Annotated in this window: 13 protein-coding genes; 8 read left to right on the top strand and 5 right to left on the bottom strand. The window is 72.9% G+C overall.

Going from position 1 to position 14,691, the window contains the following annotated elements; genetic code table 11:
* Positions 1-2 precede the first annotated feature (2 nt).
* The 7 genes from HHX40_RS32760 (at position 3) to HHX40_RS32730 (ending at position 6,815) form a co-directional block, all read left to right on the top strand.
* Positions 3-803 (top strand): ABC transporter permease, encoded by an 801-nt coding sequence (locus HHX40_RS32760; protein WP_220499863.1) that lies wholly within the window; start codon positions 3-5, stop codon positions 801-803.
* Entirely contained in the window at positions 800-2,452 is a 1,653-nt protein-coding gene (locus tag HHX40_RS32755) for a dipeptide ABC transporter ATP-binding protein (protein WP_182883669.1), read from the top strand. Before HHX40_RS32760 ends, HHX40_RS32755 begins: the two co-directional genes overlap by 4 nt.
* 126 nt (positions 2,453-2,578) lie before the next feature.
* Entirely contained in the window at positions 2,579-3,766 is a 1,188-nt protein-coding gene (locus HHX40_RS32750; protein WP_182877272.1) for a cytochrome P450, read from the top strand.
* 5 nt (positions 3,767-3,771) lie between these two features.
* A complete protein-coding gene (locus HHX40_RS32745; protein WP_117409465.1) occupies positions 3,772-3,978 on the top strand; it encodes a ferredoxin in 207 nt (68 codons plus the stop codon).
* 116 nt (positions 3,979-4,094) lie between these two features.
* Positions 4,095-5,201 (top strand): acyltransferase family protein, encoded by a 1,107-nt coding sequence (locus HHX40_RS32740; RefSeq protein ID WP_220499862.1) that lies wholly within the window; start codon positions 4,095-4,097, stop codon positions 5,199-5,201.
* A gap of 112 nt (positions 5,202-5,313) precedes the next feature.
* Positions 5,314-6,552, top strand: a complete 1,239-nt coding sequence (locus HHX40_RS38015) for a cytochrome P450 (protein WP_182883667.1) — start codon at positions 5,314-5,316, stop codon at positions 6,550-6,552.
* A 29-nt stretch (positions 6,553-6,581) separates the two neighbouring features.
* Positions 6,582-6,815, top strand: coding sequence for a ferredoxin (locus HHX40_RS32730; protein WP_117409458.1), 234 nt, complete (start codon positions 6,582-6,584; stop codon positions 6,813-6,815).
* 60 nt (positions 6,816-6,875) lie between these two features.
* On the opposite strand, the gene HHX40_RS32725 is transcribed toward HHX40_RS32730, so the two are convergent.
* The 4 genes from HHX40_RS32725 to HHX40_RS32710 form a co-directional block, all read right to left on the bottom strand.
* Positions 6,876-7,874 (bottom strand): aldo/keto reductase, encoded by a 999-nt coding sequence (locus tag HHX40_RS32725; protein ID WP_117409459.1) that lies wholly within the window; start codon positions 7,872-7,874, stop codon positions 6,876-6,878.
* Positions 7,875-7,887: 13 nt separating this feature from the next.
* Complete coding sequence (locus HHX40_RS32720; RefSeq protein ID WP_165900865.1) at positions 7,888-8,433, bottom strand: allene oxide cyclase barrel-like domain-containing protein; 546 nt, start codon at positions 8,431-8,433, stop codon at positions 7,888-7,890.
* A gap of 93 nt (positions 8,434-8,526) precedes the next feature.
* Positions 8,527-11,286 carry a LuxR family transcriptional regulator gene (locus HHX40_RS38010; protein ID WP_182883666.1) on the bottom strand — a complete coding sequence of 920 codons (2,760 nt, stop codon included), beginning with the start codon at positions 11,284-11,286 and terminating at the stop codon, positions 8,527-8,529.
* Positions 11,287-11,567: 281 nt separating this feature from the next.
* Complete coding sequence (locus HHX40_RS32710) at positions 11,568-12,155, bottom strand: TetR/AcrR family transcriptional regulator (protein ID WP_117409461.1); 588 nt, start codon at positions 12,153-12,155, stop codon at positions 11,568-11,570.
* 139 nt (positions 12,156-12,294) lie between these two features.
* Here HHX40_RS32710 and HHX40_RS32705 point away from each other — a divergent pair, with 139 nt between their 5' ends.
* Entirely contained in the window at positions 12,295-13,722 is a 1,428-nt protein-coding gene (locus tag HHX40_RS32705) for an MFS transporter (RefSeq protein WP_182883665.1), read from the top strand.
* Positions 13,723-13,834: 112 nt separating this feature from the next.
* On the opposite strand, the gene HHX40_RS32700 is transcribed toward HHX40_RS32705, so the two are convergent.
* Positions 13,835-14,593 carry an AfsR/SARP family transcriptional regulator gene (locus HHX40_RS32700; RefSeq protein WP_182883664.1) on the bottom strand — a complete coding sequence of 253 codons (759 nt, stop codon included), beginning with the start codon at positions 14,591-14,593 and terminating at the stop codon, positions 13,835-13,837.
* Positions 14,594-14,691: the final 98 nt, after the last annotated feature.

The raw sequence follows: 14,691 nt of genomic DNA, 5'->3' as shown, positions 1-14,691 counted from the left end.
CGGTGCCCAAAAGCCTGTGGCCCTGGGCGGCCGTGCTGGTGCTGCTGGCCGCCATGGCGGCGGTCCCGTCGCTGTTCACGGGAATCGACCCGGACGCCGCCGACCTGGACGCGACGCTGCGGCCGCCCGGTGCCGGGCACTGGCTCGGCACCGACCAGAACGGCCGCGACCTGTACGCCCGGATCGTGTACGGAGCCCGGCCGTCCCTGCTGATCGGAGCCGGCGCGGTCCTGCTGGCCCTCCTGGCCGGCGTCGTGATCGGGGTCGCCGCCGCCCAGCTCGGCCGGGTCGCCGACCAGGTCCTCAGCCGGTCGCTCGACGTGGTCCTGTCCGTCCCCGGCCTGCTGCTGGTCTTCCTCGTCGTCGCCGTGCTCGGCCCCGGGAGCGGCACCGCCGCCGTCGGCCTGGCGGTGATCTCCACGCCCGGTTTCGCCCGGGTGGCCCGGGCCGAGGTGATCCGCCTCCGCGCGGCGCAGTACGTCGAGGCCGCCCACGGGTTCGGCTGGTCCCGCGCGCAGGTCGTCGTCCGCCACGTGCTGCCCAACGCCGCCGCCCCCGTGCTGGCGCTCGCGACGGTGAGCCTCGGCGCCATGATCGTCGCCAGCTCCTCGCTGAGCTTCGTGGGCCTCGGCCCTCGGCCGCCGACGGCCGAGTGGGGCGCCATGCTCTCCGACAGCCGTGAGCTCCTGGCCCTCGCCTGGTGGCCCGCCGTGTTCCCCGGAGTGGCCATCACCCTCGCGGTCCTGGCCGTCACGCTCGTCGGCCGCCATCTCAACGCCCGCGCCGAAGGGAGGCTGTCGTGACCACCGAAGGAGGGGGCCGCCCCCTCGTCGCCGTACGGGACCTCGCGGTGGGCTTCCCTACCCGGCACGGGACGGTGGAGGCGGTGCGCGGCGTGTCGTTCCGGATCGACCGCGGCCAGGTCGTCGCGATCGTCGGCGAGTCCGGCTCGGGCAAGAGCGTCACGGCGCGCAGCCTCGCCGGCCTGGCGGGGGAGGGCGCCCGGGTCGCGGCGGCCGAGCTGACGTTCGACGGGATCGACCTGCGCCAGGTGCGGGGCCGGGCCTGGCGGTCGCTGCGCGGGCGCCGCCTGGGGTTCGTCCTGCAGGACGCGCTGGGGTCGCTCGACCCGCTGCGCCGGGTCGGCGCGGAGGTGGCCGAGCCGCTGCGCACGCACCGCGTCGTGCCCCCGAAGCAGGTGGACGCCGAGGTCGAGCGGCTGCTCGGCGAAGTGGAGATCCCGGCCCCGCGCAGCCGCGCCCGGCAGTATCCCCACCAGCTGTCGGGAGGGCTGCGCCAGCGCGCGCTCATCGCCTCGGCGCTCGCCGCGCGGCCCGACCTGCTGATCGCCGACGAGCCGACGACGGCCCTGGACGCGACCGTGCAGCGGCAGGTGCTCGCGCTGGTGCGCGAGCGGGTGAGCGACGGCACCGCCGTGCTGCTCATCAGCCACGACCTGGGCGTGGTCGTGGAGATCGCCGACTACGTGTACGTGATGAAGGACGGCCTGTTCGTCGAGGAGGGCCCGGCCGCGGCGGTTCTGGAGTCGCCGTCGCATCCCTACACCAGGACGCTGGTGGGCGCGGCGCTCGGGCACGGCCGCCGCGCGCCGCGGCCGGCCGGGCGGCCGGGCCGGGGGACGGACGAGGTGCTCCGGGCCGAGGGCCTGGTCAAGCGCTACACCCTTCCGGGGCGGGGCACGCTCACCGCGGTGGACGACGTGTCCGTCACGGTCGAGGCCGGGCAGACGCTGGGCGTCGTCGGCGAGTCCGGCTCGGGCAAGACCACCCTCGGCCGGCTGCTGATGGGCCTGCTGGAGCCGGACACCGGGCGGGTGCTGCTCGACGGCGCACCGTGGAGCGGGCTGCACGGCCAGGCGCGGCGCACGGCCCGCCGCGCGGTGCAGATGATCTACCAGCATCCGCTGTCGTCCTTCGACCCCCGCTACACCGCCCGGCAGATCCTGGAGGAGCCGCTGCGCGCGGGCCGGACGCCACGCGAGGAACGCGACCGGCACGTGGCGCGGCTGCTGGAACACGTCGGGCTCGTGCCCGGCGTGCTCGACCGGCGCGCGCGGGAGCTGTCCGGCGGGCAGCGGCAGCGCCTCGCCATCGCCCGGGCCCTCGCCCCCGGGCCGCGGGTCATCGTCTGCGACGAGCCGGTCTCCGCGCTCGACGCGTCCATCCAGTCCCAGGTCCTCGACGTGCTGGCCGACGTCCAGGAGCGGCTCGGGGTGGCGTACGTGTTCATCTCCCACGATCTCGGCGTCATCCGCCGGCTGAGCCACCGGGTGGTGGTGATGAAGGACGGCCGGGTGGTGGAGAGCGGTGAAATGGAAAAGGTATTCGACCATCCCGAGCATCCGTACACGAAAGCACTTCTCGACGCGGTTCCGCATTTCCGGCCGCGATCGGCGGCGGAATTCAAGGAAGTGGGCGCGACCGGCGCATAAGCCGTTCTAAGGCCGGGCTCAAGGCGACTTGTTCCGCGAATGGCGGCCTGCATACCATCGCGGCGTCCCGTTCACGGCAATTTGTGACGCCCGGTTCCCCAACTCTCGCCGAAGGGAAAAAGGGAAATGACGGAAGCTCCGCCGTACCCGCAGAAGCGCACCTGCCCCTACGAGCCGCCCGCGGGCTACCGCGAGATCGGGGAGCGGGGGCCGGTGCTCAAGGTGACCCTTTTCGACGGGCGCGAGGCGTGGATGGTGACCGGCTATCGGGAGTCCCGGGAGATCCTCACCCACCCGAACCTGTCCTCGCAGCGCACCCACCCCGGGTTCCCGATCGTGGCCCCCCGATTCCGCTCCCAGATCGCCCGCACGCTGGCGCTGATCGCCATGGACCCGCCGGTCCACGACGTCTACCGCCGGTATCTCAACCCCCACTTCAGCCTCAAGGCGGTCCGCCGGATGCGCCCGGAGATCGAGCGGATCGTCGCCGGGTTCGTCGACCGCATCGTCGAGCACGGCCCGCCCGCCGACCTGGTGCCGCTGCTCGCGGTGCCGCTGCCGTCGCTGGTCATCTGCCGCCACCTCGGCGTGCCGTACGACGACCACGACTTCTTCCAGGACGCCAGCGGCAAGGTGATGCTGGGCACCGAGGAGGAGTCGGCGACGGCGGCGCAGGACCTGTTCGACTACATCGACCGGCTGGTCGCCGAGCAGATCAAGAACCCCTCCGACGGGCTGCTCGGCACGCTCGTCCGGGAGCGGGTCGTCACCGGGGACATCGGCCACGACGAGCTGGTGTCCATCGCCCTGGTGCTGCTCATCGCCGCGCACGAGACCACCTCCTCCTCCCTGGCGCTGGGTGTCATCACCCTGCTGGAGCACCCGGAGCAGCTCGCCCTGCTGCACGGGGAGCCCGACCGGCTGCCGGGCGCGGTGGAGGAACTGCTGCGCTACATCGCCACCACCGACCTCGTCGCCACCCGGGTCGCCAAGGGCGACATCGAGATCGCCGGGCACCTCATCCGCGAAGGGGAGGGGGTGCTGGTCTCGGGCACGCTGGCCAACCGCGACGCGGCGGTGCACCGTCGTGCCGACGAACTCGACCTCCTGCGCGAGGACAGCCACCACCTGACGTTCGGCTTCGGCATCCATCAGTGCCTCGGCCAGAACCTCGCCCGGCTGGAGCTCGAGGTCGCGTTCAAGGAGCTGTTCGGCCGGATCCCCGGGATCCGGCTCGCCGCCCCCGTCGGCGAGTTGCCCATTCTCGGCGCCGGCACCGTGCAGCGGGTCCTCGAACTCCCGGTCGAGTGGTGACGGCGATGTGGGTGTCGGCGGACCGGGAGCGCTGCATCAGCGGCGGCCGCTGCATGGCCGCCACCTCGGAGGTGTTCGACCAGGACGAGGACGGAATCGTCGTGGTCCTCACCTCGAATCCCGCACCGGAGCAGGAGGACCGGGTCCGCAAGGCGGCCTACCTCTGCCCGTCGCGGGCCATCCGGATCGGCGACGGCCCCGCCGGGGGCTGACGCCCGTCCGCCCCCGGGCCCGGCCGGGCCCACGGCTCACGCACTAGGAAACAGGCGGAACGCATATGACGACAGAGGCGGCACAGGAAGCCTCCCCCCTCCCCTCACTGACCGGAATGAGATTCGTCGCGGCGTTCCTCGTGTTCGTCTGCCACGCGTGCGTGCTGGGCTACTTCCACCCGGACGTCGCGGCCTCGCTCCAGACCTACGCCTTCACGTCCGGGTGGCTCGGCGTGGAGTTCTTCTTCGTGCTGAGCGGATTCGTACTGACCTGGTCGGTGTCCGAGGGCGAGTCGCGCACCCGCATGTGGCGGCGGCGGCTCGTCAAGGTCTACCCCAACCACGTGGTCACCTGGTTCGCCGCCCTCGCGCTGGCGATCTGGGCCGGCCAGTCCGTCGACCTGGTCAAGGCGCTGCCCAGCCTGCTGCTCGTGCACACCTGGCTCCCGCGCGCGGATCTGATCATCTCCATCAACGTGGTCACCTGGTCGCTCGCCTGCGACCTGCTGTTCTACCTGGCGTTCCCGTTCCTGTACGCGCTCGTCCGGCGGATCCCGGCCGAGCGACTCTGGACGGCCGTGGCCGCCGTCGTTGCGGTGATCGCCGTGCTTCCCGCCGTCGCCCTCGCGGTCCTGCCGGGCACGCCTGCGCTGCCCGGGCAGGAGATGTCGCTCACCCAGAACTGGTTCCTGGTGTCGTTCCCGCCGACCCGGGCGCTCGACTTCGTCCTCGGCATCCTGATGGCCAGGATCGTCGTCACCGGCCGGTGGATCCGGCTGGGCTGGGCCCCGGCGCTGCTGATCCTGGTCGCCGCCTTCGGCCTGCAGATGTACCTGTGGCCGACGGTCTACGGACTCACCGCGCCGGTCGCGCTGCCGCTCGCGCTGCTCATCGCCGCCGTCGCCGTCGCCGACCACAGGGGCCGGTTCAGCCCGTTCCGCTCCCGCGTCCTGATCCGGCTGGGGGAGATCTCGTACGCGTCCTACCTGGTCCACTTTCTCGTCCTGAGCTACTCCCACATCGCGTTCGGAGCCGACCGGACCTGGGACACGCCGTCCGCGCTGTTCCTCGTCACGGCCCTGTTCGGGGTCACCACGCTGCTGGCCTGGCTCCTCACCCGGTTCGTCGAGGAGCCCGCCATGCGCGCCTGGGCCGGCGCCCGGGCCGTCCGGCCCGGGCCCGCGCCGCTGCCGGAGGCCCGCTCGCCCGAACCGACCACCTGACCCCGCACCAACCCCAGAGGCCGCTCAACCACCCAGGCCGGCTCACCTACCGAGCCGGCTCACCCACCGAGGCCGCTCACCCACCGAGACGGAAGGACGAAGGAGCCACATCGTGAACGCTCCACCGACCACCGCGAACGAGGAACCGTTCGCCTACCCACAGGACCGGGCCTGTCCCTGGCAGCCGTCCCCCGGATACCAGGACCTGGGGCGGCGGGGGCCGCTCCACCGGGTCCGGCTGTGGGACGGCCGCACCATCTGGATGGTCACCGGCCACGCACAGGCCCGGCGGCTGCTCGCCGACCCGCGCATGTCGGCCGACCGGTCCCGCGACGACTTCCCCGCGGTCCTGCCCCGGCTGGACGCGCCCATCTTCAAGCCCATCGCCATCATCGGGTTCGACCCGCCGGTCCACGACGTGCACCGGCGCCTGCTCGCCCCCGACTTCAGCCTCAAGCACGTGCGTGCCCTACGCCCGCAGGTCGAGGAGCTCGCCCGGCGGCTCGCGGCGGACATGCTCCGGGCGGGCCCGCCGGTGGACCTCGTGCAGGCCTACGCCCTGCCCATCCCCTCGATGGTGATCTCCGAACTGCTCGGCGTGCCGTACGAGGACCACGAGTTCTTCGAGGCCAAGACGGTGGGCCTGCTGCAGGCGAAGTCGGCCGAGGACGCCGAGAGGGCGGGCCGCGAGCTGTGGGACTACCTCGACGGCCTGATCACGCGCAAGGAGCGCGTGCCCGGCGGGAGCGGCGTGCTGAGCAGGCTCGCCGGGCAGGTCACCGAGGACGGCGACCTCACCCGCGAGGACCTGCTGCGCATCGCGCTCGCCCTGCTCATCGGCGGGCACGACACGACCTCCCAGATGATCGCGCTCGGCGTCGTCACGCTGCTGGAGCACCCTGACCAGCTCGCCGCGCTGCGGGCCGACCCCGGGGCGCTTCCCGCCGCGATCGACGAGCTGCTGCGGCTGGTCTCGATCACCGACGTCTCCGGCGTCCGGGTGGCGACCGAGGACATCGAGATCGACGGGGAGGTCATCAGGGCCGGAGAGGGCGTCCTGGTGTCCTCCTCGATGACCAACCGCGACCCGGCCGTCTTCCCCCGGCCGTACGAGTTCGACGTCCACCGCACCGTGGGAGACAACGCGGCGTCGGGCCGTCAGCACCTGACGTTCGGTTTCGGCATCCACCAGTGCCTGGGGCAGAACCTCGCCCGGATGGAGCTGGAGGTCGCCTTCTCCGTCCTGTTCGAGGAGATCCCGGGCCTGCGGCTGGGCACTCCGCTGGAGGCGCTGCCCACGCGCAGCGGCGGCACGATGCAGGGCGTCCACACCCTGCCGGTCGAGTGGTGAGCCCCGGCAGGGGAGAGAGAGGAGTCGCGATGAAGGTGACCGCCGACCGGAGCCGCTGCATGGCCGCCGGGCACTGCGCGATCAGCGCGCCGGCCGTCTTCGACCACGGCGAGGACGGCCTGGTGGTGGTGCTCGACGCGGAGCCGGGGGAGGACCAGCGGCGGGCCGTGGAGGTGGCGGAGAACCTGTGCCCGTCCCGGGCCATCGCCCTCCTGGACGCCTCGGCCGCGGCCCCGGCACAGGGCGCCCCGCCCGCGGGCTGACCGGACAGACGGCTGGACGCCGAGGCGGCCGGGGACGACCTATGGGTCGTCCCCGGCCGCTTAACGGTCGACGAAGCGCATGCTCTGTTCGTTCCAGCGCTCGCCGTGCACCTCGCCGGCCGGGACGGCGGCCGCGGCCGCCGCCAGGTCGGCCCGGGTCAGGCTCAGGAACACCGCGTCGGCGTTCTCCTCCAGGTGGTCCCGCCGCTTCGCGCCGGGGATCGGGACGACGTCCGGGCCCTGGTGGTGCAGCCACGCGAGAGCGAGCTGGGCCGGTGTGATCCCCAGCTCCCGGGCGAGCTCGCCGAGCCGGTCGGCGAGGGGCAGGTTGCGCGGCAGGTTCTCCGGTGAGAACCGGGGCAGGCCGAAACGCCGGAAGTCGCCCTCCTCGAGCTGGTCGCGGGAGCGGACCGCACCGGCGAGGAAGCCCCGCCCGAGCGGCGCGTACGGCACCACGGTGATGCCGAGCTCCCGGCAGACCGGCAGGATCCGCCGCTCGATGTCCCGCGACCACAGCGACCACTCGGTCTGCAGGGCGGAGACGGGGGCGACGGCGTGGGCCCGGCGGATCGTCTCCGGCGCCGCCTCGCACAGCCCGATGGCGCGGATCTTCCCGGCGGCCACCAGTTCGGCCATCGCGCCGACCGTCTCCTCGACGCCGACCTCGGTGTCCACGCGGGTCAGGTAGAGCAGGTCGACGTGGTCGACGCCGAGCCGCCGCAGGGAGTCCTCGCACGCCCGCCGCACGTAGAGGGCGTCGCCGCGCACCCCGGCGCCGACACCGGGGCCGGGCCGAACCACGCCGAACTTGGTCGCGAGCACGGCCGACTCGCGGCGCCCGGCGACGGCGCGGCCGACCAGCTCCTCGTTGGCGCCGTGGCCGTACACGTCGGCGGTGTCGAGCAGCGTGACGCCGATGTCGAGGGCGCGCCGGATGGTCGAGATCGCCTCGCCCTCGCTGGTCGCGCCGTAGAACTCGGACATGCCGAGGCAGCCGAGCCCCTGGGCGCCGACGGTCAGGGGGCCGATCCGGCGGGTGGGGAGCCGGGTCAGGGTCATGGCGTCCCCCTCGCTACCGGTAGACGACGATCGCGGACTCGTACGTGTCGTGGGTCTCCTTCGCCACGGGCCGGAACCAGCGGAAGCCGATGGCTCCGCGCAGCGGCCCGGCGACGACGACGGCGGGGAACGTCGCGGCCTCGCCGGCCGTCAGCCTGGCGTCGTCGACCAGGCCCCCGGCGCGGATGACGTTGCCGTCGCGCAGCCGGATCTCCTCGCCGAAGTACGCGACGAAGTGGCCGTCGTGCTCCTGCTTGAAAAGCATCCGGCCCGCGCCGGACGTCTCGCCGAGCGGTTCGCCGTCCGGACCGAAGATCTCCAGCCGGACGGTGGCGAAGTCCTTCTCGGTGGGCGTCGTGCCGGTGGGGTCGGCGTTGTTGGAGCGGTACTCCACGACCTTCTCGGTGAGGTCGCGCAGGATGAGCGAGCGGCCGGGCCGGGCGAGCGCCCCGACCCGGTCCGACACGGTCTCCGGCGGCGCGGCCAGGAACGGCAGCAGGAAGGAGCTCACCGCGTGGCGCACCGGCGCGATCCGGTCGGACAACGCGCGTAGATCCATATTCGCCTCCCGAGACGGAAAGTTACGTTTCCGACCCTAGGCGGCGGCGCTCAAGCGCCCCTAAAAGCCATCGCGCCTAAAAGCCGGTCGCCCCTAAAAGCCGATCGCGTACTCCTGTCCGGCCGCCTTCCGCTGAATGGCGAGCGCCAGCTCCATCCGGGAACTCACGCCGGTTTTCCGGTAAATGCGGGTGAGGTGAACGTCGACCGTCCGCGTGCTGATCGTGAGCCGGTCGGCGATGTCGCGCCTTTTCATTCCCGAGCAGATCAGCAACGCGATCTCGCGCTCGCGGTGGGTCAGCCGGCCGAATACCTCCAGCCGCCCGAACACCTCCTGACGGGAGGAGGGCTGCGGCGCCGGCCGCGACGCAGGGCGCCTGCCGGTCTGCCTGTCCAGCCAGTGGAGCAGCGTCACCGCCTCCGACCGCCGGGCGATCTCCGCGGCGAGCCGCACGGTGTGGGCCGCCTGGTCGGCGCGGCCCTGTTCGGCGAGCGCCCGCGCCGCCTGCCCGAGGGCGTAGCTCTGCTCGATCGGCATGCCGGCCGTGGCGAACAGTTCGGCCGCCTCGCGGTAGCGCCGGGCGGCCTCACCGGGCGCCGACCGCGAGCGCAGCAGGTGGCCGCCGGTCATGGCGGCGTAGGCGAGGTTGTGCGGCATGGGAACCGCCCGGGCGTGCTCCTGGGCGCGGCGCGCCCACTCGTCGAGGGGCATCCCGGCGTCCAGGCCGGCGGCGCACAGCGTCTCCCACATCGTGGGGCGGGTGCCGCTCGGGATGACCCGCAGGTCCGGCCCCCGGCCCTCGTTGAGCAGGAGGGTGACGCAGTGCGTCGGGTCGCCGTCCAACCAGGCGCACTTGGCGAGCGTCAGCGCGGCGATCGAGGCGCTGCCGTTCACGTGGGTCCCGGTCAGCGCCTGCCGCGCGAGCGCCTGCTGGGCCAGGGACTTGGCCCGCCCGCTGGCCACCGGCTGCATCCACACCTCGGCGGCGGACTTGAGGGCGACCGCCTGCGCGTGCCGCAGCGGGTTGCCCGGGCCCGACTCGACGATCGCCGCGTCCGCCGCGTCGCGGGCCTGCCTGAGCCGGCCGAGGTGGCGCTCGGCCTCGCTGAGCATGACCAGCAGCGTCGGCAGCAGGAACGGCCGCTGGCGCCTGCGGGCGACGTCGACGCCGCGCCGCACCTGCCGCTGGGCGTCGGCGTTGCGGCCGAGGTAGATGTAGGCGAGCCCGGCCAGCAGCAGGCACTCGACGTGACGCGCCACCAGATGCTCGGGGGTGCGGTCCAGCGACTCCGCGGCGGCGTCGGCGTCGGCCAGGGCACGCTCCACGTCCCCGGCGGCCACCGACGCCAGGGCCCTGAGCCCGAGCAGCCCCGCCGCGACGAGGTCGTCGCCGGCCGCCCGGGCGGCCCGCAGCGCGGAGTCGGCCTCCGCGCTGTCGACCGCGCGGCCGAGCATCGACACGCGGAAGCTGCGCGCCAGGACCAGGCGCGGCCAGACCGGGGAGTCCCGCAGTCCGGGCCGGTCGAGGAGGTGCCCCAGCAGGTCGAGCATCTGCACGTCCTGGCTGAGCACGCCCTCCACCACCGAGACGAAGGCGACGTGCTCGGCGAACACGGCCGGGTCCACCGGCGCGTCCGACTCGTGCACCAGGAACAGCAGGTCGCGGCTCTCGGGCATCCGGCCGAGACGGCCGAAGGCGGTGCTGAGCGCCAGCCGGGCGCGCGCGCCGATCTCGGTCGAGGGCGGCGCCTCGGCGAGCACGGGCGTCAGCCAGGAGACGCACTCGCTGACGTCGGTCTCCATGATCTCCTGGGACGCGTCGACGATCTGGGTCAGCTCGCCGGCGCGCGCCCTCGACAGCGAGCTGACCAGGTGGAAGCCGATCTGAGTGCCGGCCTGGCCGCGGGCCGAGAGCCGGTGCAGCGCCCGCTGGTGGGCCAGCGCCGCCCAGCAGGGGTCGATCATCTGCCGCAGCAGCGAGCCGAACACCTCGTCCCTGATCGAGAACAGGGTGCCGACGGGCTCCACCCGCACCAGGTCCCGCCGGACGAGGCGGCGCAGCGCGGCGGAGGCCACCAGAGGGTCGAGTGCGGCGACCTCGGCGAGCAGGTCCGCGTCGAACCGGGAGCGCAGGATCGCCGCGGCGTGCAGCGCGTACCGCTCGGTGAGCGTCAGGTCGCGCACCTCGCTCATCACGGCGAACTCGAACGGTGCGAGCGCGCCGTCGCCGCCCGAGCGTGCGCTGCGCTCCAGAGCCTGCAGCGCGCGCAGGTTGAACGGGTTCCCGCCGCTGCGGTGGCGCAGTTCGTACGGCGCGGGAACGGGCGACATCGCCAGCATCCGCTCGTCGTCGAGGGGGGCGAGCTCGATCCGCGCGGTGCGCCCGAAGGCCGTGGTGGCGGCGATGGCCTCGGCCAGGAGATCGGGGGTCTGGCGCGGGCGCAGCGAGACGACGACGTCGGCCAGGGGCACGGGATCGCCGCCGGCGATGGCGGCCAGCTCGCCGATGGTCTCGTCGTCGGCGAGGTGGGCGTCCTCGATCACCACCAGCTCCCGGTCCGGCCGGCTACGCCGCCGGGCGAGACCGATCACGGGGCGGGCGGGTTCCTCGCGCTCACCGGCCCGGCGCGCCCGCCACAGCGCCTTGCGGACGGCGTCGATCGCCCGCTCCCGGTCGCCGGAGGAGCATCGGTGGACGGTGGCGGGGAGGGCGGTCCACTGCCGCTCGCGTACGAGCGCCGACAGCAGGTGGGTCTTGCCGGAGCCCGGCTCGCCGAGGACGGCGACGAGCCGTCCCTCGGAGCCCGGCTCCTGGGTCAGGGACCGCAGCAGGTCGAGCTCGGCCGTGCGCACCACTGTGGACGATGCGGTCTCGGAGATTCGTTCTTCATACACGCTCATTGTCTGTGACGACCCCAGGCGTTTCGTGACCGAAAAGAGCATTTCGGCCCGTAAGTCGCTCCTTTCTCGCGTTCTGGGCCGAAACTTCCAGTGGTAGCGGAGAGTGAAGGATCGGACGCCGGTTCCTTCTCGAATCCGGCCTGCGAGAGAAGCTCCGACTTACTCTACATTACCTAGCGCCTTAGTCGGTTTTGTCAACACCAGTCGCTTTCCCCTTGCCGTTCCGGTGGGGGTCAGGCGCGGGGAATCGTGATGCCCTCCAGTACCAGTCGCAGGAAGCGCGGGCTGCCGTCCCTGCCGCCCGCCGCCTGCTCCCGCACCCAGGCGGCGCCGCTGAGGAGGTCGAACAGTTCGTCGGGGGTGAGGTCGGGCCGCACGCTGCCCGCCGCCTGCGCGGCGCGCAGCAGGTCGGCGCCGCTGCGGTGCATCGCGTTGCACATGGTGTGCGAGGGCGTCCCCTCGTCGTACATGCTCCGGGCGAGGATGCCGACCAGGCCGCGGAAGGTGCTGAAGTGCGCGACGGCCTCGCGCATCCACGCGGTGAGCGCGTCGAGCGGGTCCGGGGCGCCGGACAGCCGCTCGGCGTGGGAGACCAGGTTCTCCAGGCCGTCCCGGGTCGCGGCCTCGACCAGTGAGGCCCGGGTGGGGAAGTGGCGGTACAGCGTGCCGATCGCCACCCCGGCCTGGCTCGCGATGTCCTCCAGTGACGCGTCGGCCCCGGTGCTCTCGAACGCCTTGCGGGCCGCGGCCAGGATCGCGTCGTAGTTGCGCCGGCCGTCCGCCCGTTTGGGGCGCTGGGCGATGTAGGGCTTGCCGTCCATCGGCTACCTCCCGCTTGACATCCTGAGGGTTCCTCAGCTTGAATGCTCCCGATTAACCTGAGACGACCTCAGTATAGGTGCGGCCTGCAATCCGATCGCGCCTCACCCCTGCCCCCCATCAGCGGACCGTGGAGGTTCCATGGCCACCGAAACGACCCCCGAAAGCGTCTCCGGCACACCCCGGGACGTCCCCGACCGCGGCTGGGCCCTCGCGCTCGCCGCGATCGTCGGGGCCGAGTTCATGCTCCAGCTCGACGGCACCATCGTGAACGTCGCGCTGCCGACCCTGCAGTCCGACCTCCACCTGACGGTGGCTGGGGGATCCTGGGTGCCCAACGGCTTCTTCCTCGCCTTCGGCGGGCTCCTGCTGTTCGCCGGACGCCTCGGCGACGTGCTGGGCCACCGCCGGGTCTTCCTCGCCGGGATCGGGCTGGTCGTGGTGGCGTCGCTGATCGCCGGTCTCGCGCCCAACCTCGAAGTGCTGCTCGCGGGCCGGATCCTGCAGGGCGCCGGCGCGGCGATCTGCGGGCCCACCGGCCTGGCACTGCTGGCGATCGTCTTCCAGGGGGAGCGGCAGCAGCGCGCCTTCGGCCTCTACTCCACGGTGACCGGGCTCGGCGCCTCCGCCGGCATGGTCCTCGGCGGCCTGCTCACCTGGGTCGGCGACTGGCGCTGGAGCCTGCTGGTCAACGTGCCGATCGGGCTGGTCCTCGCCGTGGTAGCCGCCCGCGCCCTCGGCCTGCGCGACGAGACGAGGCGGTCGCGCTCGCTCGGCCTGCCGAGCGCGCTGCTGAGCACCGCCACCCTCACCACCGCCGTGTACGGCCTGGTCCACGCCGCCGAGAAGGGCTGGGGCGACCGCTGGACACTCGCGGCGCTCGGCGCGGCCGTCGTGCTGGCCGTGATCCTGCTGCTGGTGGACCGGCGCTCGGCCGAGCCGCTGCTGCCCCTGGCGGTCCTCGCCGGCCGCGAACGGGCCGGGGCCTTCCTCAACCTGGTGCTGCTCGCGGCGGTCCTGACCAGCTTCCTGATCTACCTGGTGCAGTACCTCCAGGGCGTGCTCCACCTCGACGCGCTGCGAAGCGGCCTGGCCATCCTGCCGTTCGGCCTCGCGCTGCTCGTCAGCACCCAGATCCTCACCTCGTACATCGCCAAGATCGGCCTCAAGACCCGCGCGGTGGCCGGCCTGGTGGTCGTGCTGGCCGGAGTCGCGTGGCTGACCCGGCTCGACGGCGGCAGCACCTACCTCACCGGGGTGCTCCCGGCCCTCGTCGTCATGGGGCTCGGGGTCGGCGTGGCGATCATCCCGTTCAACATGATCGTGCTCACCACCGCACCGCCCGAGTACGCGGGTGTGACGGCCGGAGTGCTGCAGACGGCGCTCACGATCGGCGGATCGCTCGGCCTGGCCGCGATGCTGATCCCGCTCACCCAGGGCTCCGGCGGCCTCGCCGAGACGATCTCGTCGGTCTTCGTCTGGGCCGCCGCCGCCCTGGTGATCGCGCTGCTCGTCGCGCTCGTCTTCTGGTACCGCCCCGGAGCGCGGAGGGCCACCTCCGCCGCCTGACGGGGCTGACGGGGCCGTTCCCCCGGGTCCCGTGGTGAGGGGCGAGCCGTCCGCAGCCGGCCCGCCCCTCACGTGCTCCCGCACGGCGCCCCATGGCCGGCCGTACGGACCCTCAGCCGGCGACGGCGAGTTCGGCGTCCGACGAGAGGATCGCGAACTGCAGCCGGCGCATGGTCTTGCGGGGATCGAGCCCGAGCTCCTCCCGCAGCACCTGGCGGGCCGACTGGAAGACGTCCAGGGCCTCGGCGCGCCGCCCCGCCCGGTAGAGCGCGAGCATGAGCTGCTCGCGCAGGTTCTCGTTCAGGGGGTACTCCTCCACCCACCGCGACAGGTCGCCGATGAGCTCGCGGTGCCGTCCCAGCCGCAGCGAGCACGTCGCGATCACCTCCAGGCACTCCAGCCGTGCCTCTTCCGCCCAGCGGGCGAAGGAGCCGACGATGAGCCCGTTGTCGATGCCGGCGAGCACGGGCCCCCGGAACAGGCGCGCGGCGGCGGTGAACGCCTCCAGCGCGCTCTCGGGGTCGTGGTCCAGCATGTCCCGCCCCCGCGCGTGCAGGGACTTGAGGTGGAACACGTCCACCGATCCCTGGTCGACCTCCAGGAGGTATCCCTGGGCGTGCGTCCGGATGGCCGCACCGTCCACGGCGGGCTGCACGAAGTTCTTGCGGAGGTGCGAGATGTACACGTGCAGGGCGGCGCGGGCCCGCTTCGGCGGTTCGTTCCCCCACAGCTCGTCGAGCAGCTCGTCCGTCGAGATCGGCTGGTTGGCGCGGATGAGAAGCGCGGCCAGCAGGGTCTCCACCTTGGGTGCGCTGATGGTGTGCGTCGCCTCGTCCACGAGGCGCAGTGGCCCGAGCAGTTCGTATCTCACGCGTCTCCTCCTCGCGGCTCTTACGGGACAGCAGTACTGAAAGCCGCACTTATCCACCCGATGACGACATTTTTGCGATCGGTCCACGCGCTGACATC

It is taken from the genome of Microbispora sp. H10949 (assembly GCF_014161435.1).
Classification (GTDB): Bacteria; Actinomycetota; Actinomycetes; order Streptosporangiales; family Streptosporangiaceae; genus Microbispora; species Microbispora triticiradicis.
Note: the sequence above shows the minus strand (reverse complement) of the source record. Positions and strands in the feature narration are given on the sequence as shown.

Excerpts from the sequence above, each read along its gene's own strand:
- HHX40_RS32750 (WP_182877272.1), top strand. The coding sequence starts at position 2,579 with ATGACGGAAGCTCCGCCGTACCCGCAGAAGCGCACCTGCCCCTACGAG.
- HHX40_RS32745 (WP_117409465.1), top strand. The coding sequence starts at position 3,772 with ATGTGGGTGTCGGCGGACCGGGAGCGCTGCATCAGCGGCGGCCGCTGC.
- HHX40_RS32740 (WP_220499862.1), top strand. The coding sequence starts at position 4,095 with ATGAGATTCGTCGCGGCGTTCCTCGTGTTCGTCTGCCACGCGTGCGTG.
- HHX40_RS32730 (WP_117409458.1), top strand. The coding sequence starts at position 6,582 with ATGAAGGTGACCGCCGACCGGAGCCGCTGCATGGCCGCCGGGCACTGC.
- HHX40_RS32725 (WP_117409459.1), bottom strand. The coding sequence starts at position 7,874 with ATGACCCTGACCCGGCTCCCCACCCGCCGGATCGGCCCCCTGACCGTC.
- HHX40_RS32720 (WP_165900865.1), bottom strand. The coding sequence starts at position 8,433 with ATGGATCTACGCGCGTTGTCCGACCGGATCGCGCCGGTGCGCCACGCG.
- HHX40_RS32710 (WP_117409461.1), bottom strand. The coding sequence starts at position 12,155 with ATGGACGGCAAGCCCTACATCGCCCAGCGCCCCAAACGGGCGGACGGC.
- HHX40_RS32705 (WP_182883665.1), top strand. The coding sequence starts at position 12,295 with ATGGCCACCGAAACGACCCCCGAAAGCGTCTCCGGCACACCCCGGGAC.